Annotated in this window: 24 protein-coding genes; 10 read left to right on the top strand and 14 right to left on the bottom strand. The window is 49.2% G+C overall.

Translation table 11 applies throughout. The features are described from left to right. Positions 1-65 precede the first annotated feature (65 nt). Genes PsB1_RS00120 through PsB1_RS00105 form a run of 4 tightly spaced genes read left to right on the top strand, consistent with a single transcriptional unit; the run spans position 66 to position 4915 of the window. Positions 66-1553 (top strand): cryptochrome/photolyase family protein, encoded by a 1488-nt coding sequence (locus PsB1_RS00120; RefSeq protein WP_284358337.1) that lies wholly within the window; start codon positions 66-68, stop codon positions 1551-1553. Further along, on the top strand, positions 1550-2887 hold the full coding sequence (locus PsB1_RS00115; RefSeq protein WP_284358336.1) for an NAD(P)/FAD-dependent oxidoreductase: 1338 nt from the start codon (positions 1550-1552) through the stop codon (positions 2885-2887). Before PsB1_RS00120 ends, PsB1_RS00115 begins: the two co-directional genes overlap by 4 nt. Continuing rightward, a complete protein-coding gene (locus PsB1_RS00110; RefSeq protein WP_284358335.1) occupies positions 2884-3678 on the top strand; it encodes a DUF1365 domain-containing protein in 795 nt (264 codons plus the stop codon). The genes PsB1_RS00115 and PsB1_RS00110 overlap by 4 nt, the downstream gene beginning before the upstream one ends. Next, positions 3671-4915, top strand: coding sequence for an SAM-dependent methyltransferase (locus tag PsB1_RS00105; RefSeq protein ID WP_284358334.1), 1245 nt, complete (start codon positions 3671-3673; stop codon positions 4913-4915). The genes PsB1_RS00110 and PsB1_RS00105 overlap by 8 nt, the downstream gene beginning before the upstream one ends. 17 nt (positions 4916-4932) lie before the next feature. On the opposite strand, the gene PsB1_RS00100 is transcribed toward PsB1_RS00105, so the two are convergent. After that, on the bottom strand, positions 4933-6387 hold the full coding sequence (locus tag PsB1_RS00100) for a coniferyl aldehyde dehydrogenase (RefSeq protein WP_284358640.1): 1455 nt from the start codon (positions 6385-6387) through the stop codon (positions 4933-4935). Positions 6388-6569: 182 nt separating this feature from the next. Here PsB1_RS00100 and PsB1_RS00095 point away from each other — a divergent pair, with 182 nt between their 5' ends. Continuing rightward, entirely contained in the window at positions 6570-7616 is a 1047-nt protein-coding gene (locus PsB1_RS00095) for a GGDEF domain-containing protein (RefSeq protein ID WP_284358333.1), read from the top strand. An 81-nt stretch (positions 7617-7697) separates the two neighbouring features. On the opposite strand, the gene recO is transcribed toward PsB1_RS00095, so the two are convergent. From recO to folK, 10 genes are all read right to left on the bottom strand, one after another. Next, entirely contained in the window at positions 7698-8435 is a 738-nt protein-coding gene (gene recO / locus PsB1_RS00090; RefSeq protein ID WP_284358332.1) for a DNA repair protein RecO, read from the bottom strand. A 9-nt stretch (positions 8436-8444) separates the two neighbouring features. After that, positions 8445-9395 (bottom strand): GTPase Era, encoded by a 951-nt coding sequence (gene era, locus PsB1_RS00085; RefSeq protein WP_284358639.1) that lies wholly within the window; start codon positions 9393-9395, stop codon positions 8445-8447. Between the two features lie 40 nt (positions 9396-9435). Beyond that, positions 9436-10122: a ribonuclease III gene (rnc, locus tag PsB1_RS00080; RefSeq protein ID WP_284358331.1), complete on the bottom strand. Its 687-nt coding sequence runs from the start codon at positions 10120-10122 to the stop codon at positions 9436-9438. Then, a complete protein-coding gene (gene lepB, locus PsB1_RS00075) occupies positions 10119-10916 on the bottom strand; it encodes a signal peptidase I (RefSeq protein ID WP_284358330.1) in 798 nt (265 codons plus the stop codon). The genes rnc and lepB overlap by 4 nt, the downstream gene beginning before the upstream one ends. Beyond that, entirely contained in the window at positions 10909-11343 is a 435-nt protein-coding gene (acpS, locus tag PsB1_RS00070; RefSeq protein ID WP_284358329.1) for a holo-ACP synthase, read from the bottom strand. Before acpS ends, lepB begins: the two co-directional genes overlap by 8 nt. Next, positions 11340-12089, bottom strand: coding sequence for a pyridoxine 5'-phosphate synthase (locus PsB1_RS00065; RefSeq protein ID WP_284358328.1), 750 nt, complete (start codon positions 12087-12089; stop codon positions 11340-11342). The genes acpS and PsB1_RS00065 overlap by 4 nt, the downstream gene beginning before the upstream one ends. After that, entirely contained in the window at positions 12086-12682 is a 597-nt protein-coding gene (gene pyrE, locus PsB1_RS00060) for an orotate phosphoribosyltransferase (protein ID WP_284358638.1), read from the bottom strand. Before pyrE ends, PsB1_RS00065 begins: the two co-directional genes overlap by 4 nt. Before the next feature lie 116 nt (positions 12683-12798). After that, positions 12799-15039, bottom strand: coding sequence for a RelA/SpoT family protein (locus PsB1_RS00055; RefSeq protein ID WP_284358327.1), 2241 nt, complete (start codon positions 15037-15039; stop codon positions 12799-12801). Between the two features lie 15 nt (positions 15040-15054). After that, complete coding sequence (rpoZ, locus tag PsB1_RS00050) at positions 15055-15408, bottom strand: DNA-directed RNA polymerase subunit omega (RefSeq protein ID WP_284358326.1); 354 nt, start codon at positions 15406-15408, stop codon at positions 15055-15057. A gap of 107 nt (positions 15409-15515) precedes the next feature. Continuing rightward, the gene (folK, locus tag PsB1_RS00045; protein ID WP_284358325.1) at positions 15516-16127 is read right to left on the bottom strand and encodes a 2-amino-4-hydroxy-6-hydroxymethyldihydropteridine diphosphokinase; all 612 of its coding nucleotides are present in this window, start codon (positions 16125-16127) and stop codon (positions 15516-15518) included. Here folK and PsB1_RS00040 point away from each other — a divergent pair. Both PsB1_RS00040 and PsB1_RS00035 read left to right on the top strand, forming a co-directional pair. Next, the gene (locus PsB1_RS00040) at positions 16126-16782 is read left to right on the top strand and encodes a LabA-like NYN domain-containing protein (RefSeq protein ID WP_284358323.1); all 657 of its coding nucleotides are present in this window, start codon (positions 16126-16128) and stop codon (positions 16780-16782) included. The genes folK and PsB1_RS00040 overlap by 2 nt on opposite strands. A gap of 47 nt (positions 16783-16829) precedes the next feature. Then, positions 16830-17465, top strand: coding sequence for a uracil-DNA glycosylase (locus PsB1_RS00035; RefSeq protein ID WP_284358321.1), 636 nt, complete (start codon positions 16830-16832; stop codon positions 17463-17465). 71 nt (positions 17466-17536) lie between these two features. Here PsB1_RS00035 and rpmF read toward each other — a convergent pair whose 3' ends face one another. Further along, positions 17537-17719, bottom strand: a complete 183-nt coding sequence (gene rpmF / locus PsB1_RS00030; protein ID WP_284358319.1) for a 50S ribosomal protein L32 — start codon at positions 17717-17719, stop codon at positions 17537-17539. Between the two features lie 228 nt (positions 17720-17947). Further along, positions 17948-20881: a M16 family metallopeptidase gene (locus PsB1_RS00025; RefSeq protein ID WP_284358317.1), complete on the bottom strand. Its 2934-nt coding sequence runs from the start codon at positions 20879-20881 to the stop codon at positions 17948-17950. A gap of 229 nt (positions 20882-21110) precedes the next feature. On the opposite strand from PsB1_RS00025, the gene PsB1_RS00020 reads away from it, so the two are divergent. Continuing rightward, complete coding sequence (locus tag PsB1_RS00020) at positions 21111-21704, top strand: beta/gamma crystallin family protein (RefSeq protein ID WP_284358316.1); 594 nt, start codon at positions 21111-21113, stop codon at positions 21702-21704. A 265-nt stretch (positions 21705-21969) separates the two neighbouring features. On the opposite strand, the gene PsB1_RS00015 is transcribed toward PsB1_RS00020, so the two are convergent. Next, positions 21970-23640, bottom strand: a complete 1671-nt coding sequence (locus tag PsB1_RS00015; RefSeq protein WP_284358315.1) for an NAD+ synthase — start codon at positions 23638-23640, stop codon at positions 21970-21972. Between the two features lie 329 nt (positions 23641-23969). Here PsB1_RS00015 and PsB1_RS00010 point away from each other — a divergent pair, with 329 nt between their 5' ends. Together PsB1_RS00010 and PsB1_RS00005 are read left to right on the top strand one after the other, a co-directional pair. Beyond that, positions 23970-24977 (top strand): NADP-dependent oxidoreductase, encoded by a 1008-nt coding sequence (locus tag PsB1_RS00010; protein ID WP_284358314.1) that lies wholly within the window; start codon positions 23970-23972, stop codon positions 24975-24977. Between the two features lie 102 nt (positions 24978-25079). After that, entirely contained in the window at positions 25080-25970 is an 891-nt protein-coding gene (locus tag PsB1_RS00005) for a cobalamin biosynthesis protein CbiG (protein ID WP_284358313.1), read from the top strand. The last annotated feature ends 164 nt before the right edge of the window (positions 25971-26134 follow it).

Here is a 26134-nt window from a genome sequence, read left to right as displayed (position 1 = left end):
TTCATTTCTGTAAGCTATCGACAGCGCGCTTCAATCCAATTTCAGGCCCACCACGTAAGGCAAGCATGCAAGCCATCCCCCTGAACCAATCCCCACGCCCTTCCTTGGTATGGTTACGCGATGACCTCCGCTTAGATGATAATCCTGCCCTTAATGCAGCTGCCAAGGAAGGGCCCGTCGTTATCATCTATATCCTTGAAGAGGGTGCAGGAACCGGGCGGCCATTAGGAGGTGCACTCAAATGGTGGTTGCACCAAAGCCTAAAAAGCTTGGCATCTGATTTGGAGGCGTGCGACCTCAAGCTCTTATTGCGACGAGGAGATCCAAAAACGATCATTCCACAATTGGCGCAAGCCATTGGTGCTAAAACTGTGCATTGGAACCGGCGTTATTACGCGTGGTCTAAACTATTAGATAGCGCAATCAAATCTAAGCTTAATACAATTGAAATCAATGCAATAAGTTATAAAGCTAACGTACTTTCTGAACCATGGGAAGTTAAAACCGGGGCAGGTGGGCCCTTTAAGGTTTTCACACCTTTTTTTAAGGCAGCCCAACCCTTGTGCGATACTTGGGCGCAAGAGGCGATCTCAACGCCAAAACTGTTCGGCTTTGACGCGTTTGATTATCCAAGTGAGCGGCTTCAGGATTGGGCTTTACACCCTTCCAAACCAGATTGGTCGGGAGGGCTTGCCCACATGTGGCAACCTGGTGAAGTCGGCGCCCAGAAGAGATTAGAAGCATTCTTAGATGGTCCAATTAAAACCTATCAAAGCGATCGAAACGTACCGGGCATTGACGGGACATCGCTGTTATCGCCGCATCTACGCTTTGGCGAGATTTCGATCAGGCGGGTTTGGCTGGCCGCGCGAAATGCGATGGCCATCGATTCTACGCTGACTAAAGACGGACAGCATTTTCTATCTGAATTAGGTTGGCGAGAATTCTCTACCCATTTAATCTATCATTTCGAGAGTTTTCCAGACGAAAGCTGGAAAACACCTTATCGGACTTTTCCGTGGAGGCATGATCCTATCACTTTACGAGCTTGGCAGCGCGGGCAGACAGGCTATCCGATTGTGGATGCGGGTATGCGCCAATTGTATCAAACTGGATGGATGCATAACCGCGTGCGCATGATCGTTGCGTCCTTCCTGATCAAGCACCTTTTACAAGACTGGCGCTTAGGTGAAGAATGGTTTTGGGATACGCTGGTCGATGCTGACATCGCCAATAATGCCGCTGGATGGCAGTGGGTGGCAGGCAGTGGCGCAGATGCTTCGCCGTTCTTTCGGATCTTCAACCCCATGACCCAAGGCGAAAAATTTGATCCAAAAGGCGATTATGTGAGACGTTTCGTGCCAGAGCTGACCAAATTGCCCGACGCCTTCATTCACCGCCCCTTTGATGCGCCAAAAGAGCTATTGCAGCATTATGGTGTTACCCTTGGTCAAACCTATCCCCATCCTATCGTGGATCATGATACGGGTCGCAAAAGGGCACTGGCTGCATTGGCAAGTTTGAAAGAACAACACAATGGAGAAGAGGCGTGAAACTAGCCGTCATTGGTACAGGTATAAGTGGTCTTTCTGCGGCTTGGGCATTGCGCGATGTCCATGAGGTCACTGTCTTTGAAAAAGCCGATCGTTTAGGCGGCCACTCCAATACGGTCACGGTCGATTATGAGGGCACCAGCATTCCCGTCGATACTGGCTTTATTGTCTATAATGCGCTCAATTACCCCAATTTGATCGCGCTTTTTGAAGCCTTGCAGGTGCAAACCAAGCCATCAGACATGAGCTTTTCAGTACGCGATGGGCAGCCTGGCAGTGAGTGGGGCTCAGATGGCGTGCCGGGTTTTTTTGCGTGGAAGCGCAACATATTCGCTTGGAGCCATTGGGCCCTTTTGGGCGAAATGATCCAGTTCAATGCTAAAGCTCAAAAGGATGCTGATAACCCCCTGCTGAATGAGCTCACCCTTGGTTCATATTGCGCCAAGCTTGGACTATCTACTCATTTTTTGGAGCGCTATCTGGTGCCGATGGGGGCTGCGATCTGGTCAACACCTGAACAAGGCATGCTGGATTATCCCGCGGCCAGCTTTATCAAATTCTTCAATAACCACCGCTTAGTCCACTTTGAACGTCCAAACTGGCGTACCGTCACGGGTGGCTCGCAATCCTATGTTCAAGCGATTGGCAAGGAATTGGGTGCCCGCGTCAAACTGCAATGTAGCGTAACCGCTATTAGGCGCACAGAAAATGGTGTTGAAATTGAAGCCGAAGGCACCACGCAAAAGTTTGATCAAGTGATTTTGGCCTGCCACTCAGATGAGGCGTTAGCCCTTTTGTCTGACCCTACAGAGGCAGAAACAGCCATTTTGGGTGCGATCCGCTATGCCCCCAATGTCGCAGTCCTGCATCGTGATCCAAGCTTTATGCCTCAGCGTAAAGCCGCTTGGGCGAGTTGGAATGTTGCGCGTGGTAATCGTAAAGCCCCAATCGAACTGACCTATTGGATGAATAGATTGCAGGGCATTGACCCCAACTTCCCCTTGTTTGTGACCTTAAATCCAGCCCGCGAAGTTAACAGCGATCTGGTCTTTGCCACTATTCCTTATGCGCACCCACAATTTGATCACCAAGCCGCGCGCGCGCAGAAGGGCTTGGCCTATATTCAAGGCGTTCAAAAAACTTGGTTTGCTGGAGCTTGGCAAGGTTACGGATTTCATGAAGATGGTCTTCGCGCAGGGCTTCGGGTTGCTTTAAAGCTGGGTGGGAAAGTCCCTTGGAACTTTATCGATGATGATATTGTACGCGATGAAGTTTCGCCCATGACGGGACCCGCTTTGGGCGTTTTAGCCCCTGAACTTGGATTGGTGTCATGAAGCATAGCCGGGGTTTAGGCTTAATGCGTGGCCGCACATTGCATGTACGGTTTTTGCCGTTTGAACATCGCCTCTCCTATGATCTCTACCAGCTCTTGGTGGATGTGGATCGGCTTGACCACCAGTTTAAGCATCTGCGATGGCTTGCCTATAATCGGTTTGCGCCGCTTTCCTTTTATGACAAGGATCATGGGGATCGCGATGGCGCGCCGTTGCGGCCATGGGTTGAAGCCAAACTCAAGGAAGCTCATATACCTTATGATGGCGGACCTATAGAGCTCTTAACCTTCCCGCGTGTGTTGGGTTTTGTGTTTAATCCTGTTTCGGTTTTTATGGCCTATCAACGAGGCGGCGATCTTGCTGGCGTGATCTATGAAGTCAATAATACGTTTGGTGAGACGCATGCCTATGTCGCCCCAGGCGTTGAAGCGCCTACCCAGCGCCATGAAGCAGACAAGGTTTTTCATGTCTCGCCCTTTTTTGATGTATCAGGGCGCTATGCCTTTGCCTTACACAGAACATCTGAGACCTTCTCTTTGGTCATCGAAAAAATGGCTGCAGCGACGCGTGATCATCTCGCTACCCTCAAACTGCGTCGAGAAGAATTGACGGATCAGAATTTGAAGCGTGCATTTTTCTCCATCCCCTTTATGACTGTTAAAGTGATGGTTGGCATTCATTGGGAGGCCTTGAAACTATTACTAAAAGGTGCTCGCTATTATCAAAAACCCCTTCCACCTCATCCAACCAGTTTCGCGCGACTAAGTAGGATCCCATCTCCACATGAGTGACCAAATCTTACCTGATACCATTCCAGTAACCCATGCTATTGCCCGCAGGCTGCGAGGCGTGCCCTTGGCCTTTAAAATGGCTGCGATGGCCATGACTAAAATCGTGGAAGGTCAAATTTTGGTCACACTCCCTGATGGCCGCATCCTCCTATTTCAAGGCTATAAGCCTGGAAAAAGTGCGACACTCCATATTAAGGACTTTGGATTTATCCGTCGTGTCGCGGCGCAAGGCGACATTGGGTTCGCGGAAGGATTAATGGCTGGCGAATGGGATACGCCCGATCTGGCCGTGCTGCTGGAAGTCTTCTCAAGCAATTTGGATTTAATGCCCAAATTGCTTCTGGGTGGGCCTTTATGGATGGTGATCAATAAGTTCCGGCATAAATTTCTTAAAAGAAACACTAAATCGGGCTCTAAGCGGAATATTCTCGCCCATTATGACCTTGGCAACAGCTTTTACGCGCGCTGGCTAGACCCCAGCATGACTTATTCGTCAGCGGTCTATAAGGATGCGGGTGAGGATCTCACCAGCGCGCAAATGAATAAATACCGCGCCCTAGCCGAACAAGTTAACCTCAAGCCAGGCCATAAGGTGTTGGAGATTGGCTGTGGCTGGGGCGGTTTTGCAGAATTTGCTGCCCGCGAATATGGCGCGCATGTCACAGGGTTAACGATCTCCAAAGAACAGCACAATTATGCTGTTGAGCGCCTGGATCGGGCTGGGCTTAGTCATCTCACCGATATTCAGTTGACGGACTATCGCGATATTCAAGGCGAGTTTGACGCGGTGGTGTCCATTGAAATGTTTGAAGCGGTGGGTGAGGAATATTGGCCCACCTATTTTGACAAGGTCAATTCAGTTCTAAAACCGGGCGGCAAAGCGGGCCTGCAGATCATCACCATCGATGAAAGTTTGTTTGATGTCTATCGTACCCGTGCGGACTTCATTCAAAGATATGTTTTCCCGGGCGGAATGTTGCCGACCGTCCCGCGCCTCAAACAAGAAATTGCCCGCGCAGGTTTGGTTTGGCAAAGCACAGCTGCATTCGGCATTTCATATGCTGATACTTTGGCTGCATGGGCGCGGTCATTCTTGGCAGAATGGATCCAGATTAAAGACTTAGGCTTTGATGAGAGGTTTCGCCAATTGTGGCGTTTTTACCTCGCTTATTGTGAAGCAGGTTTTAGAACCGGTCGCATAGATGTTGGCCATTTTTCGATGGTCAAACCCACTTGAGCCATTTAGACCCTGCCCTATTTGTTTATGTGCTGCGCTAAAAAGGTTTTGACGGCAGAACCATACGGAGGTCGTAGTGCTTTCAATGGGCCAATATCCTTATTGATTTGGTGATAGATAGCCCGCGCGTGACTAAATTCCTTAAAGCCGTCCTGACCATGATACGAGCCCATACCAGATGGGCCTATACCGCCGAACGGCAGGTCCTCCATGGCAATATGGAAGATGACATCATTGACCGTCACGCCGCCCGAAATTGTAGAGGACAAAACGAAATCCTGCTCGACAGGATCGGTCCCAAAATAATAAAGGCCCAAGGGTCGCGGTTTCGCTTTGATGTAAGATACTGCGTCTCGCAGCTCTGAGTAAGTCTTGATTGGCAAGAGTGGGCCAAAGATTTCTTCTTGCATAATGCTCATATCATCGGTGACATCAAGGACCAAAATGGGTGGTATTTTACGGTCACTTTGGCTTGAAAAAACTTCACCCGCCGGATTAATTTCCACAATTTTTGCACCCTTCGCACGGGCATCTGAAAGCAAAGCCATTATCCGATCATAATGTCCTTGCGAAATAATCGCTGTATAATCAGGATTATCGTGCATGCTTGGATACATGCGATTCACCGAGGCCACCAAATGAGACATCAAACTATCCAGTTTTTCCTTTGGGACCAACAGATAGTCCGGTGCCAAACAGATTTGTCCTGCATTGAGGGTTTTGCCGGCCATGATTCGGTCTGCACTGGTTGGCAAATCAGCGGAACGGGAGACAACAACAGGGCTCTTCCCTCCAAGCTCTAAAGTAAGGGGGACTAAATGATCCGCTGCGGCCCGCATGATATGACGCCCAATCCCAGTGCCGCCCGTAAAGACCAAATGATCAAATGCCAAGCGTGAGAATGCCTGTCCGACATCAGGCCCACCTGGGATGACCGCGATTTCTTCTGGAGAAAAGGTTTTAGAAATTAAAAATTTAATTAGCTCTGATGTGTTAGGCGTTAACTCTGAAGGCTTGATCATGGCGCGATTACCCGCCGCCAACACCTGCGCCAATGGTGCAAAAATCAGGTTCACTGGGAAATTCCACGGAGCGATAATACCAACGACACCCTTAGGCAGGTAGTGAATCTCAGCCCTAGCACCAAACAATCCCAAAAGCAGGGGTGAAGTTTTGCGTTTTTCTGGGCGCATCCATTTAGCCAAATGAGCCTTTGCATACTTGAGCGGCCCTAAGGAGCTAGCAATTTCAGTAATCAAACTGGTTTCTCGGGCCCGACACGAGAAATCCTCCGACAAAGCATCAGTAATTTGCTTTGCATGATCAACCAACAAAGCGATACAGCGATCTAAGCGATCTTCACGAACCGCCCTTGAGGCTACGCCATCACGTGAGTGTGCGGCTTTTTGGGCTGCTAGAATGTGGTGCATATGTTCTATTATGTCAGCTTCTTGGCTAATCTTACGTGTCATTTCATCCATGAAGACAACTCCAGAAGCAAGTTTGTGCATTTAAACTTTTATTCTACTTTACCTCTTATTCGCATGGACTTATGAATATTATTGGTCACCGTCAATCTTGGGGCGTGCATTTACGCAATCTCCATATTCAAGTGACTATATCGTTCGTTCAATTCGGTTAGATGGTGAATTGTGTGGCCTTAGGCTTGAATGGTAAACAAGGCATAAGCTTAGCCGACGCAGCCCTTCAATCCATGAAGGAGCGGTCCATCACCCCTTCCCCTGAAAATTATGCCGTGTGGTTAGCCTATCACGGCTCTTTTCCCCAACAACTCCGCGCCGATATGGAAATGATGATCCAAGCAAAGCGCGTGATTGATGATCAAGTATGCGATCAAGTTTATATTACCTATTTTGAAGACATTTCCATTGGCTCAAGAATGGTTAAGGCTAGCGGCAGGATTGCTGCTGAAATGGCAGGGGTACGCAAAGACTTGCAGACAGCGGGCCTTGAAACGAGGGCTTATAGCAAAAAACTGGAATTTGCTAAACAGGAATTGGCCAAAACCGATCATGCTATCATCACGCGTGATGTCGTCGATGGTTTGGTTGATGCAACCCAGGAAATGGCAAACCAATCGCGGCATTTGGAAGAAAAACTTGCCGCATCCGATGCTGAAATTGAGATGCTGCGCGGTGAACTTGAGAGAGTTCGTATCGAGGCTGCCACCGATCCACTGACAGGTCTAGCCAATCGCAAAGAGTTTGAGGCGCGCATGTCGGATATGTTCGCAGCATCTGATCGAGGGGGGGGGCCCATCACCTTGATCATGGCTGATATTGATTTGTTTAAACGGGTCAATGACACATTCGGCCATCAAACAGGCGACCAGGTGATTAAATTTGTTGCTACAGTCATGGAGCGCGTGAAGCCCGATAGTGGCCTCGTGGCGCGCTTGGGTGGCGAAGAATTTGCCCTAATCGCGCCGATGGCCGATCGCAAGGCCGCAATTGAAATAGCTGAAAATATACGATTAGCGGTAGAGAGTAAGCGTTTGGTTCGTAGGTCATCGAATGAGGATTTAGGTAAAATAACCGTTTCCTTGGGCGTTTCCCAGCGAAGAACAGGGGAAAAACCGCAAGATTTGATTGAGCGCGCCGATGCGGCGCTCTATGCATCCAAACGCAATGGTCGAAACCAGGTTAGCCATGATGGGGCACAGGGATCGAAAGCTGCATAATGGTTCTGCTTAAGCTTTCGATGGATCATGATCGATAGCACTCAGCATAGAAAGAGGTTGTGTTGATACTGAAATTGAGCCCTATAATCTTCCTGACTTTCCCAACGCAAAAATGAGCCGAGCTCTGGTCTCTGGCATTGGCTTGCGCAGGGGATCTAGCAGCGCTTGCGCAATGAAATGTCCCAATAATGCAAATCCGTCTGCAATATCGCCGCTTTGTGGCCGGTTTTGACCACCCAACAGAAATGGTGGCAGAGCCAATAAACGATCCTGATATGGTTCCCCTGCTTGCCTTGAGGCCGCACGCCCAGTTTTGGGACTGACCCATGCCAGATCATCCTGCGTACCTGTTAAGGCGCATTGTGATAAATCCAGTCCATAGCCCATCTCTGCTAACAAGCCCATTTCCCATCGGACATAGAGGGCAGGCCAGGATTGGCTATCGCTTAAACTGTCCAGTAAAATTTCTGTAGCTTCAAATAGCCCTAAACAGGCCTGCCGATCTGGCGTAGCGTCTAGCAATAGTGACGCAACGCTGGCTAAAGCCGCTAAAGCTGCCCGATCATCCATCACATCACTAGGACCACCCCCGCGTGCCTCAATGGGATCAAAAAATCCAAGTTGATCGTCGCTGCGGGCTTTCCAAGTCACATGCAGCCTTGTTCCGGGCTCTAAATACGCGCGCTTTCGTTTGCCAGAACCGCCATAAACTAGGCCAGAAGCCCTACCCTTGGCATCACTAAGGACTTCTAGAATAGCGTCATTCTCACCAAACCGTCGCGCAGCCAGTGCGATGGCGCGTCCTTCCCATTCGCTCATGGCATGGGCCTAAACATCAAAGTCTAAGCCCATCGCTGAATAGAGGGAGCGATCCTCAATCCAGTTCTTACGGACTTTGACGTGCAAGAATAAGTGCACCCTACGTTCAATAGCTTCAGCTATCTCTTTACGGGCTTGTTGGGATATCCATTTAAGCGTTTCCCCACCCTTACCAATAGCAATACCCTTGTGGCCTTCGCGCATCACATAAAGGGTTTGTTCAATCCGGACCGAGCCATCTGTTTTCTCAGTCCAGATATCGGTCTCTACCGTGGCCTGATAGGGCAATTCCTCATGAAGGCGCAGAAACACTTTTTCCCGCGTGATTTCGGCTGCCATGACGCGCATCGGCGTATCGGCAGCCTGCTCTTCTGGATAAAGCCATGGACCCACAGGCATTCGCGACGCAAGCAATTCTTTCAACCTCTTGAGCCCGGACAATTTCAAAGCTGAAATCATCACCACCTCATCATAGATCCCAATTTCAAAAAATGACTTAGAAAGTTCAAGCAATTTAGCCCTTTCAAGGACATCGACTTTGTTGAGAGCTAATATGGCCTTACCACCATGTTTCTGGAGCCCTTCAAAAACATACTGGACATCCTCATGGGTTTTTTTATCCGCCCCATCGCCACGCCCTTCGCGCATGCGTGAAGCCGCAAGTGCATCCACAACATGAACAAGTGCATCTGCGTCCGCCGCCCCGCCCCAAGCTGACGCAACCATGGCGCGGTCTAAACGGCGCTTGGGTACAAATACGCCTGGAGTATCAACCAATACAATTTGAGCTCTCTGTTCAATCATTACCCCTCTCACCGGGAACCGGGTTGTTTGCACCTTTTGGGTAACGATCGAGACCTTTTGCCCTACCAAGCCATTCACCAGTGTCGATTTTCCAGCATTTGGCGCACCGAGGATAGCCGCAAAACCGCATCTGGTCGCTTGCCCTTCCGGAGCCAGCGGGACTGAAGCATCTTTTATCGACACATTTTCTCTATGATCAGACACCTAATCCGCCTTGTTTCAGGAGGGCAAGGGCCGCTGCACGTTCTGCATTTTGCTTGGATGACCCTTGGGCGCGGGCAACCAGCGTGCCTAGCTTGACCTCTACGACAAATCTTGGTGCATGGTCTGGGCCATCACGCTCGACAACCTTATAGAAAGGGGTTGAAAGACCGCGTTTTTGAGCCCATTCCTGCAATGCGCTTTTAGGATTACGGCTGCCAGATGATGGTGTTTGGCCACTGACCCAAACAAGTTCAAACAAACCTTCAACCGCATGTCTGCCGCCATCCAGCCAGAGAGCGGCCATCAAGGCTTCAAAAGCATCGCCTAAAATTGAATCACTCTCTGCAACGGCGTCCGCACTTAATCCGCGAGATACTTCGACCAAATGTGTTAAATCGAGCTCGCGCGCGGCTTGTGCACAATTTTTACCCGATACGATGGCATTGAACTGGCGGGTTAGTTCCCCTTCTTCGGCTCGTGCGTACATGTGGAACAAGCGCTCCGCCGCCATAAGACCCAACACCCGGTCTCCAAGCCATTCCAGCCGCTCATTATGCATAAAACCTGGCTGCCCATCCCCACGTGACTTGTGAGTCAATGCGCGCTCTAACAATGCCTTATCCTTGAATTCGTAACCAAGTCTGGCTTGGAGCGCCCGCATCTGAGCTTGTCGTGTCATCGAATTGGTACGGCAAGTCGATCCCACCGCATGCCTGTGAACCAAGTCCAAGGCAGATAAAAACGCGTTGTTTCATCAAAAGACAAAAGAACAATTCGCCCGCGCCCAACCAAGTTTTCAGCTGGTACAAAGCCAACTCCCGATTGAAGGATCGGGTCAGCACGGCTGTCTGTTGAATTATCGCGATTGTCACCCATCATAAAATAATGGCCTTCGGGTACAACAAACACTTGTGTGTCATCAAACATGCCATTGGTTTGCATGTCATAGGTAATATAGGAGCGACCGTTGGGTAATGTTTCCTTGTAACGATTGACGCTCAACACATTTCCGCTTTGATCCTTGATGGTTTCTGGTTGCAATAATTCATGGGGAACCGGGGTGCCATTGATAATCAATTGTCCGCCAACAACTTGAATCCGATCACCTGGTAATCCAATGAGGCGCTTGATATAATCGGTTTTACCATCGGCGGGTAATTTAAACACAACCACATCACCACGCGTGGGTTCATGGCCGAAAATCCGACCCTTAAATAGTTTAGGCTCAAAAGGAATGGAGACATGGCTAAAGCCATAATCCCACTTCGAGGTCCATAAATAATCCCCTACGACAAGGCCAGGACGCATGGATTCTGAAGGAATATTAAAGGGTTGAAATAAAAAGACCCGGAGGACAAAAGCAATGCTCAAAGCAAAAAACACGGTCTTGATATTGTCTTTTATGCTCTCGCCCTTAGGTGCTGGAGCTAATGATTTGGGCGATTTTGGATCAGGTGTCGTCGCGTCAAGCATATAAAATCATTTCATTTTGAGATATGGGGTGGGGCAAAAGTCCAATCACCACAAACGCAAGTGCATAAGGATGATCATCGGTGAGACTTAAGTGTATATCAGCTCTAAAGCCTTGTGGTACCAGTTCTTGCAAACGTTTCAGCGCGCCTCCGGTCAAACTCAAGCTTGGTTTACCAATTGGGGTATTTACCACACCTATATCGCGCCAAGCTACCCCTGCCCGCATGCCTGTTCCCAAGGCTTTTGAGCAAGCTTCTTTGGCTGCAAATCGTTTAGCATAGGTGTTGGATTTTTGCATCGGCCTTAGGTTCGCCCGTGCCTGCTCAAACGGTGTGAAACATCGACTCTCAAACCGTGTCCCAAATCGGGCCAAGGTTTGCTCAATGCGATCAATCCGACAAAGATCACTACCAATACCAACAATCATGAGCGTGCTTCATCCATCAAAGCGCGCATACGTTTGATGGCCCCATCCAATCCCGTGAAAATGGCTTCACCTATGAGAAAATGACCAATATTGAGCTCCACCACTTCGTGAATGGCGGCAATAGGCTTCACATTCTCAAAAGTGAGACCGTGCCCAGCATGGATTTCAAGGCCGCGCTTAGTACCCAATCGCGCCGCATCAGCTAATTGTACAGCCAAATAATCAGCAAGCTGCTTATCGCCGTTCAAGGCCGCTTCCGCATAGGCACCGGTATGCAACTCAACCACATGAGCGCCCATAGCTTCTGCAACCGCCAATTGAATGGGGTCAGGCTCAACGAATAAAGACACCCGACGCCCTGCGGCACTGAGGGTTTGAACCAACGGCGCAATGGAATGATGTAGCCTAGCCACATCAAGACCACCTTCAGTTGTGCGCTCTTCTCGCTTTTCTGGAACTATACACACCGCATGGGTTTTGTGGCGCAGTGCTATTTCTACCATTTCTTCGGTGGCGGCAAGTTCCAGATTGATGGGCAAACTGACTCGCGCAATTAAGCCCTCTAAATCCTCATCGCGAATATGGCGGCGGTCTTCGCGTAGATGCAAAGTTATACCGTCGGCACCTGCTTGTGCGGCCATAAAAGCCGCCCTTAAAGGATCTGGATGAGAGCCACCTCTAGCGTTTCTAATGGTTGCAACATGATCAATATTGACCCCCAAGCGTTGATATGAGCCCGCCTTCATGTATGAAGTCCATGTGTCAGGGCACGGCTTCCGGGCTTGATCGCTGGGATAGAACGTAAATCCGCAGGAATGTCGTCGGGTGCAAAGCTTTCAATCTCAATGGAAGCAAGCGCCACCAGCTCACACCCCACATCGGCACGTCCAGCTGAGCGGTCGATGATAACGGCCGCCCCTAGGATTACGAAAGGTTCATTCTTGATGGCCTCTAAGGTTTCTCGCACAGAAATACCAGTTGTAACAATATCTTCAACGATAACTACCCGTGCTTCAGCCGGCAAAGAAAAGCCACGTCGTAGCCTGAATTGACCATCTTCACGCTCAACATACACCGCTTTAGCCCCTAATTGACGGGCTGTCTCATAACCAGGGATAATTCCCCCTACGGCTGGGGAGACAACATAATCGATTTGGCCCCAGCGTTGGGTAATCAGCGCGGCCAAGCCTTTACAGAGAACTTCTGTAGCTTGAGGGTTCATAAAAACAAAGGCTTTTTGCAAGAAGGTTCGACTATGACGACCCGAAGTTAACACGAAATGGCCCTCTAACAGAGCCCCTGCCGATTGAAAGATAGTCAGAACTTCATCATTGGTCATGCTCATTTCTTACCACTTTAATGGTTGATTTTGCCAGTCTGGTGCTGACACACTTGCACTTTGGGGTTAATCCAAATGCGCTTGCTTCTGGACCATATAAGTAATGGACTACGAGACTAGCCACGTAATCGTTTGACATCAATAACCACTGGCAAAGCCCTTAAAGAAGCTGCAATTATATTTAAATGTTTAGAATCAGCTACTTCTACATCGACAAGCAGGTCTATAAAGTCTTCACGCCGATTTTGGGCGCGAACATTGGTGATATTGCCATCACATTCTGAGATTATTTTACCTACTTGGGCGAACACACCCTTGCTATTCTCACAACTGAGGATCAAACGACCTAAAGCCAATCCGTTGCGCTTGGCTTCATCGGACCAAGCCAGATCGATCCATTGATCCTCGTTGGTCTCATGTTCGGCCAGATGCTCACAATCGATGGTATGTACCTCCACGCCCCGATCTGGCATATGCACCCCAACGATGCGATCCCCTGGCAAGGGGGAGCAACACGCCATGAAATGCAAGCCAACACCTGGTCGCAGATCAGATCCACGCACAAAATCACCCGCATGATCATCATCAATCATCAAGCGTGGTTCCCCTAATACACTTTTGTGGACAAATCCTGGAACAGCCGCTTCCGCCAATACGGCCCCGGTTAAACGCCCCCGACCAATCGCAGCATAAAGTTCGTCCAAGCTTTCATATTTTAGGCGTTGAAGCGCGTCTTCTAAATTCACCTCATCGGGATTGACCCCAACACGGCGCAAAGCGTGCCCGGCTAAACGTTTACCAAGGGTTGTAAACTCTTCGCGCTCACTTTCGCGAACCAAACGACGTATGGCAGAACGCGCTTTACCCGTGACCGCAACCGATTCCCAGTCCGCGACAGGGCGACGGCGGTCCGAGCGCAAAATCTCAACCACGTCACCATTGGTTAATGCCGTACGTAAGGGTCGCTCTTCACCATTGATCCGTGCACCCACTGTGGTATCACCTATGCGGGTATGGACGGCATAAGCAAAATCCAAGGGGGTCGCACCATAGGGTAGCACGATCAAGTCACCCTTTGGGGTAAAGGCAAACACTTGATCTTGAAACATTTCGAGCTTGGCATTTTCCAGAAATTCCTCAGGATCGCCACCATGCTCAAGTATCTCAACCAAACTGCGTAGAGGTGCTAAAGGGTCGCTGCCATTTTCTTCAAGCGGGTGATAGCCATAGCTACTGTTCTTGTAACGCCAATGAGCAGCAACCCCATCTTCTGCAATACGGTTCATGTCGTGCGTGCGTATTTGAATATCGACCGAAGTCGCATTGGGTCCTACAATACCAGTATGAATTGAGCGGTAACCATTTGGCTTGGGAACTGAAATAAAGTCCTTAAAGCGATTTGGAACACACGACCATGCCTCATGAATAACCCCAAGGGCGGCGTAACAATCACTTACACGATCAACCACAACCCGAAAGCCATAAAGATCTGTGACTTCAGAAAAAGAAATTGATTTTCTCTCGAGCTTTTTCCAGATTGAATAAGCTCTTTTTTCGCGCCCAACCACCATGGCTTCAATCCCTGACGCTTCAAGTGCAGCGCTAATTTTTTGGGTGACAGTTGCGACCGCGTCTGCCCTTTGCACGCGCAAATTGGTCAGTTGCTCATGGATGGTTTTAGCGGCTTGTGGGTGAAGATGTTCAAAAGCAAGTTCTTCAAGCTCTCCTGAAAACCGCTGTATACCCATACGCCGCGCAAGGGGGGCATAAATATCTGCGGTCTCGCGGGCTATGCGCTCCCTTTTTTCACGCTTTTTGATATAATTAAGCGTTCGCATGTTGTGCAACCGGTCGGCTAATTTGACCAATAATACCCGCACATCTTTTGAGAGCGCCAGAATGAATTTCTGCAGATTCTCAGCCTGCTTGGTGCGATTAGAATTAAGCTCAAGCTGAGATAATTTGGTAACCCCATCCACCAATTGAGCGACTTCATGGCCGAATAAATGCTCAATTTCAGAGCTGGTAGCGGTGGTATCTTCAATTGTATCGTGCAATAAACCCGTGATGATTGACGCGCTATCCAGCCTTAATTCAGTTAAAATCCCTGCAACTTCTATAGGGTGGGCGAAATAAGGATCTCCCGATGCACGCAGTTGACTACCATGGCGTTGCATCGCAAAGACATAAGCGCGATTGATGGCATCTTCATCCACATCTGGATCATAGGCCCGGATACGATCAACCAATTCATATTGCCGCAGGATGCGTCCGCGACTGGGTGGGCGCACTATATGTTCTGGGAATGGTAATTCCCTTGATTGATCTATGGTCGGAGTGGATGTGTCATCGCCCATCTTAAAGCTTAAGGATTAATAGGGGTCTTCGCGTACGGCCTCTTGCTCTTGCTGCAAGGCACGAAGAACTTCGTCTTCAGTTGCTATCACGGGTGCCTCGAGTGCCAACAAATCACTCTCTTCTTCTTCACGAACAGCATGTGGACGCACTTCACGTAAAGAGGCCACCAAACCATCGCGCAATTCTTCCGTATCAACGGTAACTTCGGCAATCTCACGTAGCGCAACTACTGGATCCTTATCGCGATCACGTTCAAGGGTCAGGGAGGCTCCACCTGAAATTTGGCGGGCGCGGTGCGCTGCATATAAAACAAGAGAAAATCTATTTGGGACGCGTTCAACGCAATCCTCTACCGTCACGCGGGCCATATTGTTATCCTGTTCGGAATTCGATTTATCATTCTAGTCTATAAAGTGAGGCTTCTCAACCACCGCACGCATATGGATCACAAAGTTATATTTGGGCTATAACTGGGCTATAATTGGGCAGCTATCTGTGCAAGCGTTCTTGGGTTCGGGTTTGCTAATTTGATACAGCCATTGAGTTTGCCAGTCTTTTCTAGGCGCTTCAACAGTAACTTACCCCTTTCCCCTGTACGGGGATCACGCCAATCAGGTGCTATTTCTAACAAGGGGCGTAACACAAAGTCACGCTCTTGCAGTCGTGGGTGGGGCAAATTCAAACAATCCGATTCATCCTTAATCATGCCATTATAATCAAGTAGGTCTAGATCCAAAGTCCGGTTTGCCCATTGATTGTTGACATCGCGGGTGCGACCTAAAATTGCCTCAATCCAATGCAATCGTCGTAACAAAGCTACGGGATCACTATCCATTGGCATAATTTTGCACACAGCGTTAGTATAATCAGGATTTGAACAATGTTGTGGCCAAGCTTTTGTGATCCATAATGACGAACACCTAATGACACATTCACCATTTTGTGTCATTAATCCTAGTGCTTCAAGAATAATTTCTTGAGGAACTAAATTTTGTACGCTGAGGTTTGAGCCAAGGCTAACATAGACTCCGGATGCATTTGTTGAAGCTTTTGGTAGGTATTGTTGAGAGGACTTAAGAAAAACCATGACTTTTTATCCCAATGAACGAATCGCGCTTTTCATCGATGGTGCTAATTTCTACGCAGCAGCTCGTACACTTGGCTTTGACGTTGATTATCGCAAACTTCTTGAAGAGTTTAAGAAGCGTGGTCGTCTCGTTCGTGCTAGTTATTATACAGCTATTCTTGAAGAAGTTGAATATAGTCCAGTGCGACCACTGGCGGATTGGTTGGATTACAATGGTTTTAATGTTATAACAAAACCTGCCAAAGAATTCACCGATACCCTAGGTCGCCGGCGCGTCAAAGGAGATATGGATATTGAGATTGCAGTAGATATGATGGAACTCGCCCCCCATATTGATCACATCGTCTTATTTTCAGGAGATGGTGATTTTCGTCAACTGATCGAAGCGGTCCAACGCCGTGGTCCAAGGGTTTCTGTGGTGTCCTCAATCAAAACTCAGCCACCGATGATAGCGGATGAATTACGCCGTCAAGCCGACACTTTCATCGATTTAGCAGATTTAGCAAGCTTGATTGGTCGTCCACCTCGCCCAGATGGGTATGAGAATCCCCGTGGAGGCTATCGCGCAGACTCAATCGGTGATGGGGATGAATTTCTCGATGATCTCGAAGATGATTTTGAAGTTATTGAAGATGAATTTGAAGGTGAGGCCTAGGGCCAATTGCTTGGCCTAATTGCTGAAATGCGGCAAGTTATAGGTAGATGGAATTGATCAGCCCAAAGCGAGATTGCGCGCTTTGCCCACGACTAACCGCCTATCGGGCGCGCAATCAAGCTGAAAACCCGCATTGGTTTAACGGCCCTGCCCCAGCTTTTGGCGATAGGTTGGCCTGGTTATTGATTGTAGGTTTGGCACCAGGACGCGGGGGGGCGAACAGGACCGGTCGGCCTTTCACCGGTGATTGGGCGGGTGATCTATTATATCAAACGCTAGCTAAGTTTAAGCTCTCCACGGGAACCTATGATCCAAACGGCGCGGATGATTTGAAGTTACACGGTGTCATGATCACGAATGCAGTTCAATGCGCTCCACCAGAAAACAAGCCAATCCCATCTGAAATTGCCAATTGCGCGCCGTTCTTAAAGCGACAAATCCAAGCCCTTCCTAACCTAAAACACATCATTTGTCTGGGTCAGATCAGCCATGAATCAACAGTCAAACAGCTTGGAGGCCAATTGGCTAGGCACCGGTTCAAGCATGGGGCCCGTCATCAATTGGGATCATTATGCCTCCATGATTCCTATCATTGTAGCCGCTACAACACCAATACGGGTCGTCTGACCGTGGCGATGTTTGAAGGCGTGTTTACAAGACTTGTGGAGCAAGAGGCTTCCTAAGATTTAGGGTCCAAACTCAACTCAAAAAACCCCGCAAGAACAGGGTTTTTTCCTCTTATGAAAGCTCAGATTCAGTCTTCTTTGGGTGTGATAACCTGACGACCGCGATACATACCAGTCTTCAGGTCAATATGATGGGGGCGACGCAATTCGCCTGAATCCTTGTCTTCAACATAGGAATTGCCACCCAATGCATCGTGAGAACGTCGCATTCCGCGGCGAGATGGAGTGGTTTTACGCTTAGGCACTGCCATGATGCAGGTTCCATTTCAAAAGTAAGGTGACCAAATCTGGATCACCCTCAAAACTGAAGCGCGTCCATACGCGTGAGCGCCCCTAATTGCAACCAATTAAGCCAGTTCTTCTGAAACCTTCTACCAAGAACCCACCGTTCTTACTGGATTTACAATCCATGATGAATGAGAGAGCCTTCACACCATAAAGATTGTGGACTAATCCTATCCATGAGAAGCCCCTAAACCCTAGGGCTTAGGCTTTGGTGCATTGGCTTTGGGTGGTAGCGCTTTTTCTGGTAAGACTTCTATCCGGATTGAGTTTTGCGGCACCAGATAACGTTTGGCAATCTCATGAAGTTGCTTTAGCGTAATGGCCTTTAATCTGGTTTCTGTACTTGCTTCCCGATCTAGGCCATAACCGGACGGGCTGCCTGGCAATTTGGGTGTATTAAGCTCGCTCAACATCGAACTCCAATAGCCATTATTTTGTCGTGCACGACCTTGGGCTTCAACCGCCGGAGCGATTACCCGGTTCAGCTCATCGGCGCTTACGCCATCACGAACCAAATCGGCGGCAATGCGATCAATAACAGCCGCAATCGGTTTGACTTGATCGGGTTCTACGTTGGCTTGGGCATAAAAACGGCCCAGATCCGCATAAAGGGTTGCGACCCAGCCGCCATCTGGCGAATAGGATTTACCGGATGCTTCGCGCACCTTATCGGTTAAACGCAATTGCATGATTGCAGCTAGCGCCCCCATTTTTTCGGCACGATCACGATCAACATATCCAGGGGTGCGCCACGATATATGCACAATCGCTTGTTCGGCTGGGCCCTTGTGTGTCAATACGCGTGCAGCTTGACCAGTCGGTACTGATCGAATGGTGCTTAGTTGAGCAACATCCAGCTTGAGGCCAGGTCTGGTAGGCAATGCACCAAATGTCTTGGCGACGGCGTCCACCACCGGATCAAAATCGACGTCCCCTACGACCACGATATGAATGGTCCCTTCTCGTTGCAACCGAGTGAGCCAAGATTTGCCTTGCGCATCATCGCTGGCCAAAATGCGCGCTAAGTTAGGGGCATCATACATAGGATGACCCGTTTCAAAAAATGTTGCTGAATTAAAAGAAAACCAATCGCCCGCAGTTAATCGTGCTGAGTCCCAAGTTGAGCTGAGCATTTCGCGGATCAACAAAGCAGGTCGCGGTCCCATTCTAGGCTCAATCAATTGCGACAGCATCAATTGTACTTGTTCGGGCAGGTCGGCGGCCGCAGGGGAAGCTGTGATATCTAGGGTGGTACTTCCCAAGCTCACCCCGGCCAAGCTGGTGGAGCGGCCAGCGAACACACTGATTGCCTGATCAAGGGTCAAATCTTTAATACCATCCCCGCTCCAAGAAGCACCCGCGAACATTGGCCAAGCTACATCCCTATAAGGAAACACCAGAAATCCAGCATTGATGATCACCCGAACAAAGGCACGGTCTTTGGTATAATTGGTCTTATGGAAAATGAGCCTCACCCCATTTTCAAATGTAACAATCTTAGCTTTTGGGTGAATTAAGTCTTCAACCTTAGCCATTTTTCCAGGTGGCCCTGGAATCAAAGGTTTAAATTCAACTTTTTGCTTGACTTCGCGTTTCTCCAAAGCCCCCGACATCGCCGATTGCCAAGCAGAAAGAACAGCGGTTTCACCTTCGGCAATCGGCTGTTTTGTGATCAAAGTGATCCCAGGCTCCACCCCGCGCCACCACCAAGAAAACGCCTCATGAACTGCTTGGGGTGTGATGTCTGGTATCGCCAAATCAAATAAGGCTTTCTCATCCACGGGACTTGTGGGCACATCATCGGTACCAAGATCAGAGACAATGGACGAGACTAACCCCGTGGTTCGTCTGGTTGGTTCTTGAATGATCGCCCGCTCTAAACCCAAACGCCGATCCTTAATGGCTTCAGCAATTTCTTCAGCGGTAAAGCCAGTGGCAAGGGCTTGGCGCAATTCTTGTGAAACAGCCTTCAGCCCCGCCTTCCAATCGCCATCGCGCGGCACCACCGCAAGGGTTGCTACCCAACCATTCTTGCGTTTGGTCGTGTTAAAAAATACGGCTGTCGTGGGTGGATTATCCACCAATTGCAAACTCGCTAGACGGCGCGAAAACACGTTCTCTGCAACGCTTTGCAACCGCCACCAAGCCCGTCTTTCGGATGTATCCAACTCACCATAGTCGGTCTCATCCGGTCGCACGAGATTGACGATCGCAACAACGGGCTGTTCTGGTTCCACCAAAACAAGCGCGCGTGCCGGCGTGACGGTCCAGCTACCATTATCTGGAGCAGGAGGAGCGGTCTTGGTCTTGGCTTTCCAATCCGAAAATTTCGCCGCAATCATCGCCTTGGTTGCTTCGACATCCACGTCGCCACTGATCACCAAAATCGCGCGTTCTGGGCGATACCATGTCTCATAGAACTCGCGCAGCTTCGTAGAATTTGCCCCTTCCACACTTGCTCGCAACCCAATGGGTTCACGCAGGGTTTCGCGGTCATTGGGGAAGTAAAAGGCGTTGATCTGGCGGCTGATCCTTCGCGCAGGTCCCTCCCCGTCATTGAGCTCTGAGATCACCACGCCAATTTCGCGTTTGATTGCTTCTTCCTTGAGCAAGAGCCGATCAGCGGTCTCGCGAAAAATCGATAAGGCTTTATCTAAGCGTCCGCCATCGGCGCTTGGTAAATCGAGTTTATACATGGTTTCATTATAATTGACGTGGGCATTGACGTGGCTGCCAAAGCTTGAGCCCAACCGTTCCATTGTCTTAGTCAATTCGCCTTCGGGAATATTGGTTGATCCATTAAAGGCCATATGCTCGATCATATGGGCGAAGCCGCGCTGATCGTCGCGCTCATATTTGGAGCCTGCGTCTAAGCGCAACCGCAGTGCGACTTGCTTTTCAGGTAATTTATTCACGCGGATTGCATATCGCATACCATTGGGCAAAACCCCGTACACAATGGTTGGATCAGGCTTAAGGTCAGAACCGTCCCATGGCCAAACGGCGTCTTTCGGGGTTGACGCAATCGGGAGTCCTTGGCTGTGGCACAGCTGTGGTACAAAGGCTACAACCAAGCTGAAGAGGGCAGCACTCCAGAACAAAACAGACGATCTAAATGTTGTTATCATAGTTTAACGAACCACAACTCTACCCTCTTGCCAAGGGTGGCTCACAATAAACTTTATGAACATATGATTGATCGTGCTTATGCCCTCTACCCAGATTGAGAGCCATAGTGCCAATTTTGTGGCCTATTAAATGAACACACGCCTAATGGGTGCCTCACCACGGGTTCAGATATTTTGCTTATCTTCGTGCCAACTATCCATCGGTCGTCATGTTTTGGTGAGGTTGGACATGAATAAGTTGTTGACGGTTATGATGATCACTTTTTTGGTTCAAGCTGGCATGGCACCAGCCTACGCACAGCACTTTGATCGGGGTCGACCTTCTTTGACCTTATTTACGGGCCTCAATTATACCGGACAGACCTTAACCTTAAGCACAGATAGCCCCGACCTTAGAGAGCACGGGTTTGATGAAGCAGCCGGGAGCCTTCTGGCCCGTGGTGAGTGGCAGGTTTGTCTCGACCCTTTTTATGGCACGCGCTGTCGTATTTACAACGATAGAGTGCCTGATTTGCGTTCCTTTCGGGGCCGCATTTCATCTGCACGCTATGTCGGAGGCCGTGCTCCGAATGGCTATACCGATTTCAATGATCTAGGCTCTGGTGGCAATCTCGGTCATAAAAATGAGGACCGCCCAACAACCTATTCTGGACGCTTTGTCGCAGGTCGAGGAACTGTGTTCTTTCCAGGTTTGGTTGTAGACGGTCGTGATCGTCAACAATTGGATGCCGACCGATTTTGTGCATCTCACAACCTAAGTCGCGCACTTTATGCAGGGCGAAGCCAAACAGGCGAACTTGAGGATGTCTTATGCAAGTATTAGCCTCGACTATTTAAATTGAAGCCTCAATGACATCGATTATGGATCGTGAGCGGGACTTGTATCATGATCAGACCCGCATGACCCATACACACCCTATATTGTTAATCCGTCACATCGTTAACAATGACATAGGCTTAAAGTGTATCAAGGGCTTTATTCCATAGAAGCGCTGAGTAATGCTCAAATGAAGTAACGCATTGAGAGATTGAGATCGGATCTTTGAGTTCAATTAGTGTCTTCCTCCAAGACAGGCACTAAGCTTCGATCAGTTACGATCCCGATATCGATTGGTGATGGGATAACGTCGATCCCGCCCAAAGTTGCGCGAACCTAGTTTCACCCCTGGAGGCGCTTGGCGACGCTTATATTCGGCCAGATAAAGCAGGTTTTGAATACGGTGCACCAGCTCTGGCGCGTGACCTCGTGCGATCACCTCCTCGATCTCAGCTTCTTCTTCGACAAAAGCGTGCAAAATGTCGTCCAGCACCGGATAGGGCGGTAAGCTGTCTTGATCGGTTTGATTGTCGCGCAACTCAGCAGAGGGGGCCTTGTCGATGATGCGTTGCGGGATCACCTCCCCCGCCGGCCCCAAACCAATTTCGCACGTGTTGGCATTGCGCCATCTGGCCAGCGTGTAGACCTGCATCTTATAAAGGTCTTTGAGGACGTTATAGCCGCCACACATGTCGCCATAAAGGGTGGCATAGCCGACGGCCATTTCGCTTTTATTGCCGGTTGTTAAGACCATCTGACCGAATTTGTTGGATAAAGCCATCAAAAGCACACCGCGTGCCCGGCTTTGTATATTTTCTTCAGCTATTCCAGACTGGGTACCTTCAAAATGGGGGTCCAGAATGTCTGTAAAACCAGCGACTACACCCTCAATCGGTAACACGTGATAGGCAGTGCCCAATCGGGCTGCATTATCTTTGGCATCTGCCAAACTCTCCTGACTGGTAAAACGCGAAGGCATCATCAGACAGGTCACACGCTGTGGCCCTAAAGCATCGGTTGCGACAGCCGCACTCAACGCAGAATCAATCCCACCAGATAGACCTAAAATGACGCTTGGAAAGCCGTTTTTATTGACATAATCACGCAACGCCAACACCATAGCTGCATAATCGGCCTGCTGGTTGCTACAAGTCTCTTGCTGTTCCGCTTGCACACATATCCAATGACCTTCACGCCATTGCCAGTCAGATATCGCCAATGTAGCTCTAAAATTGGATAAGGATTGGACGCACTCGCCAGTGTGGCTTAAAGCAAAACTGCCACCGTCAAAACATAATTCATCCTGCCCACCGACTTGATTAACATATAATAATGGAACTTTGGTTTCATATACACGTTCGGTAGCACAGGCCAAACGCTCAAGCGTCACACCACGACGATAGGGCGAGCCATTGGGGACGAGGAGGAGTTGCGCACCTTGGGTGTGGAGTGCATGTGTAACCCGATCAAACCAGATATCTTCACAAATAGGGATTCCGATGCGCACGCCACATATGTCAACTGGGCTAGGTAATGGACCCGGATCAAATACACGCTTCTCATCAAAAACTGCATAATTGGGCAATTCATGCTTATAGCGCACCGCTTGTATTTCACCGTGAGAGAGGACGACAACTGCGTTAAAGAGCCCCTCGGCTGTGCGCCACGGCGTTCCAATGACCACAGTCAAAGCCAGATCGGCAGTCATGTGTGCAAGGACATCAATGGCTGCACGACAATCTCGCACTGCGGCAGGCTTTAAAACCAAGTCTTCGGGGGGATAGCCAATGATAAATAATTCAGAGAACACAACAATATCGGCTTGGCTATGGGCAGCGATTTCAAGAGCTTGTTCAGCCATTCTTCGATTGCCCACAATATCACCCACAATAGGGTTCAATTGGACCGAAACGATACGAAGCTTTGGTTTGGCCTGTTGCATGCATGCCAAACTAGCCTGACACGAGCCTTGTTTCAAAGGCTGGAGCACACAAGAGATTCATGCTTGCATTTTTTCCAAGGACGGGCATCTGCGGCCAATTCATGGGACCAATTGATTGGTCACGCTTGGACTGAAGGGGAATGGAAGTACGGACCCTATCAAAACCTACTGCCTTTCGCTCTTGGCTCAGATTGGATCCATGGTCATACCATGTAGCGCTCATGATCAACATGGCTTTAACTCAATGCCGACACCAATCACCATCAAAGTTGGCTTGACCCCACACCAAAAGGCCGTCAATCGCCTTACAATTGATATGGGAGAAAAAAATGTCACAGCTCACCTCGCGCGAAATTCGCCTCATTTCGCGTCCCGACGGCGAACCAACGCCCCAGAATTTTGAACTGGCACATGTGACATATGATGATCCAAGCCCCGGCATGGTGCAGGTCAGGAACTATTGGATGAGCGTTGACCCCTATATGCGTGGTCGCATGTATGATCGGCCAAGCTATGTTCCCCCCTTTGGTTTAGGGGAGACGTTGCAAGGCCACGCTATTGGTGAAGTCATCGCCAGTGGCGACACCGATTTTGCTGTCGGCGACATCGTGACCCATATGCTGGGTTGGCGCGAAATTGCACAGGGCCCAAAAGCCCTTTTCACCAAAGTCGACACCCATGGCATTGCGCTACAAGCGTTTTTGGGCGTGATGGGCATGCCGGGCATGACCGCATATTGTGGCTTTTTAGAAATCTGCACACCTAAAGCGGGTGAAACTGTTTTTGTTTCTGGGGCTGCAGGTGCCGTTGGCTCTTTGGTTTGCCAGATCGCCAAGCTTAAGGGTTGTAACGTTGTTGCATCATGTGGATCGGAGGCTAAGGCGGCTTGGCTGAAATCAGTCGGCGTGGATGAAGTCATCAATTACAAAACAGCGCCTAACTTGCTTAAGGCCGTGCAATCGTGCGCCCACCAAGGGATCGATATGTATTTTGACAATGTAGGGGGTGAACATCTTGAAGTCGCGTTGGAAGTCGCTCGCGTTGGGGCTCGCTTTGCTGAATGCGGTATGATCAGCCAGTATAATGCAACACGCCCAACATCGGGGCCTAAGAACTTAATCAATGTAATTGGAAAAAGCCTAAAAATTCAAGGTTTCATCGTTTCAAACTTTGCTCATTTACACGCTCAGTTTGTAGAAGAAATGGGGGGTTGGATTAAGTCGGGTGATATCAAATGGGAAGAAACCATCATGACCGGGATTGATAAGGCGCCCGCCGCATTTATCGGTCTGTTTAACGGGGTCAACGCCGGAAAAATGTTGGTCAAATTATCTTAGCCTCTTGTATGACCACTAAGCTATACAATTTGGGCGTGACGAAACTGCTCCTAACTTGTAGAAGCCAAATTTGCCATTTAAGCTTGGTTTAGGAACATACCGATGAGCCGTCTCTTTGATAATTATGTGATGGTGGATTGGTCTGCCGCGGCCAAGCCAAGTTTGGGTGTAGACTCAATCTGGATCGGCATATTGCGGCGCGATGTGCGGTTACAATTGCGATTTGAAGCACAAAATCCCCCAACCCGTCATGGTGCGCTTGAAACTATAAGTACGCTGTTAACCGAATTTGATAAGCGCGGTGATCGCACCTTAATCGGCTTTGATTTTCCTATGGGCTATCCGCATGGAACCGCAGCAGCTTTGAAGCTAGAAGGGCCGGCTTGGCAGGCTATGCATTTATTTTTATCTAAGGAAATCAAAGATAAAACAAATAATGCCAATAATCGATTTCAAGTTGCAGCCCGCATGAATCGACTGATTTCAAATGGTCCTTTCCCATTTTGGGGTTGCCCGCCACGCGACGTTTTGACCACTTTGGACTCCAAAAAAACCCGCCCCCATGAAGCTTCCGATCTACCTGAACATCGCTTGACCGAGCAATTGGTCAAAGCGGCAAGTCCGGTCTGGAAACTTTTTACCGCAGGCTCGGTCGGTTCGCAGGCGTTGGTTGGGATCCCTATTGTCCAAAAGCTGCGCGACCTGCGCGAGGATGCACGTATTTGGCCTTTTGAGACAGGATTTAAACCACTGATCCGTGAGGATTTAAAGGACGTCCGTATTGTGATGGCCGAAATCTATCCCTCCATGCTCAAAACGCAGGGGAAAGCTGGCGAGGTCAAGGATTTAGCGCAAGTGCGTGCTATTGGGGCGCATTTTGCAGGTTTGGATGAAGCAGGCAAATTATCCGCTTGTTTTGGTCCGGCAAAATCCTTAACTGCGGCGCAAATTACCATCGTTGAGCAAGAAGAAGGCTGGATCTTGGGCGTTTAAAACGTCCCATTTAATCCATTAAAGAACTCGAAGGATTGGAAAAAGGGCACAGGCCTAGCGCAAATTAAGGCTCAAAATATCTTTGAAACCGTTGGTGCCTATCGTGCCTCACATTGATTGACCTGCTTGACCGACTGACTGGCAAGACAAGACGTTATAAGCCA

This window comes from Candidatus Phycosocius spiralis (genome assembly GCF_030158815.1).
Taxonomy (GTDB): Bacteria; Pseudomonadota; Alphaproteobacteria; order Caulobacterales; family Aquidulcibacteraceae; genus Aquidulcibacter; species Aquidulcibacter spiralis.
The sequence above is the reverse complement of the archived record's forward strand: the minus strand, read 5'-3'. Positions and strand labels throughout refer to the sequence as shown.

Bases quoted from the DNA above. Each gene is read 5' to 3' on its own strand.
- PsB1_RS00005 (WP_284358313.1), top strand. From the start codon at position 25,080: ATGAGCCGTCTCTTTGATAATTATGTGATGGTGGATTGGTCTGCCGCG.
- PsB1_RS00120 (WP_284358337.1), top strand. From the start codon at position 66: ATGCAAGCCATCCCCCTGAACCAATCCCCACGCCCTTCCTTGGTATGG.
- recO (WP_284358332.1), bottom strand. From the start codon at position 8,435: ATGAGCGAATGGGAAGGACGCGCCATCGCACTGGCTGCGCGACGGTTT.
- PsB1_RS00025 (WP_284358317.1), bottom strand. From the start codon at position 20,881: ATGATAACAACATTTAGATCGTCTGTTTTGTTCTGGAGTGCTGCCCTC.
- PsB1_RS00100 (WP_284358640.1), bottom strand. From the start codon at position 6,387: ATGACACGTAAGATTAGCCAAGAAGCTGACATAATAGAACATATGCAC.
- rpmF (WP_284358319.1), bottom strand. From the start codon at position 17,719: ATGGCAGTGCCTAAGCGTAAAACCACTCCATCTCGCCGCGGAATGCGA.
- PsB1_RS00010 (WP_284358314.1), top strand. From the start codon at position 23,970: ATGTCACAGCTCACCTCGCGCGAAATTCGCCTCATTTCGCGTCCCGAC.
- PsB1_RS00015 (WP_284358315.1), bottom strand. From the start codon at position 23,640: ATGCAACAGGCCAAACCAAAGCTTCGTATCGTTTCGGTCCAATTGAAC.
- folK (WP_284358325.1), bottom strand. From the start codon at position 16,127: ATGGTTTTTCTTAAGTCCTCTCAACAATACCTACCAAAAGCTTCAACA.
- PsB1_RS00065 (WP_284358328.1), bottom strand. From the start codon at position 12,089: ATGAAGGCGGGCTCATATCAACGCTTGGGGGTCAATATTGATCATGTT.
- rnc (WP_284358331.1), bottom strand. From the start codon at position 10,122: ATGACACGACAAGCTCAGATGCGGGCGCTCCAAGCCAGACTTGGTTAC.
- PsB1_RS00055 (WP_284358327.1), bottom strand. From the start codon at position 15,039: ATGGGCGATGACACATCCACTCCGACCATAGATCAATCAAGGGAATTA.
- rpoZ (WP_284358326.1), bottom strand. From the start codon at position 15,408: ATGGCCCGCGTGACGGTAGAGGATTGCGTTGAACGCGTCCCAAATAGA.
- lepB (WP_284358330.1), bottom strand. From the start codon at position 10,916: ATGCTTGACGCGACGACACCTGATCCAAAATCGCCCAAATCATTAGCT.
- PsB1_RS00105 (WP_284358334.1), top strand. From the start codon at position 3,671: ATGAGTGACCAAATCTTACCTGATACCATTCCAGTAACCCATGCTATT.
- PsB1_RS00035 (WP_284358321.1), top strand. From the start codon at position 16,830: ATGGAATTGATCAGCCCAAAGCGAGATTGCGCGCTTTGCCCACGACTA.
- PsB1_RS00040 (WP_284358323.1), top strand. From the start codon at position 16,126: ATGACTTTTTATCCCAATGAACGAATCGCGCTTTTCATCGATGGTGCT.
- PsB1_RS00110 (WP_284358335.1), top strand. From the start codon at position 2,884: ATGAAGCATAGCCGGGGTTTAGGCTTAATGCGTGGCCGCACATTGCAT.
- acpS (WP_284358329.1), bottom strand. From the start codon at position 11,343: ATGATTGTTGGTATTGGTAGTGATCTTTGTCGGATTGATCGCATTGAG.
- PsB1_RS00020 (WP_284358316.1), top strand. From the start codon at position 21,111: ATGAATAAGTTGTTGACGGTTATGATGATCACTTTTTTGGTTCAAGCT.
- pyrE (WP_284358638.1), bottom strand. From the start codon at position 12,682: ATGACCAATGATGAAGTTCTGACTATCTTTCAATCGGCAGGGGCTCTG.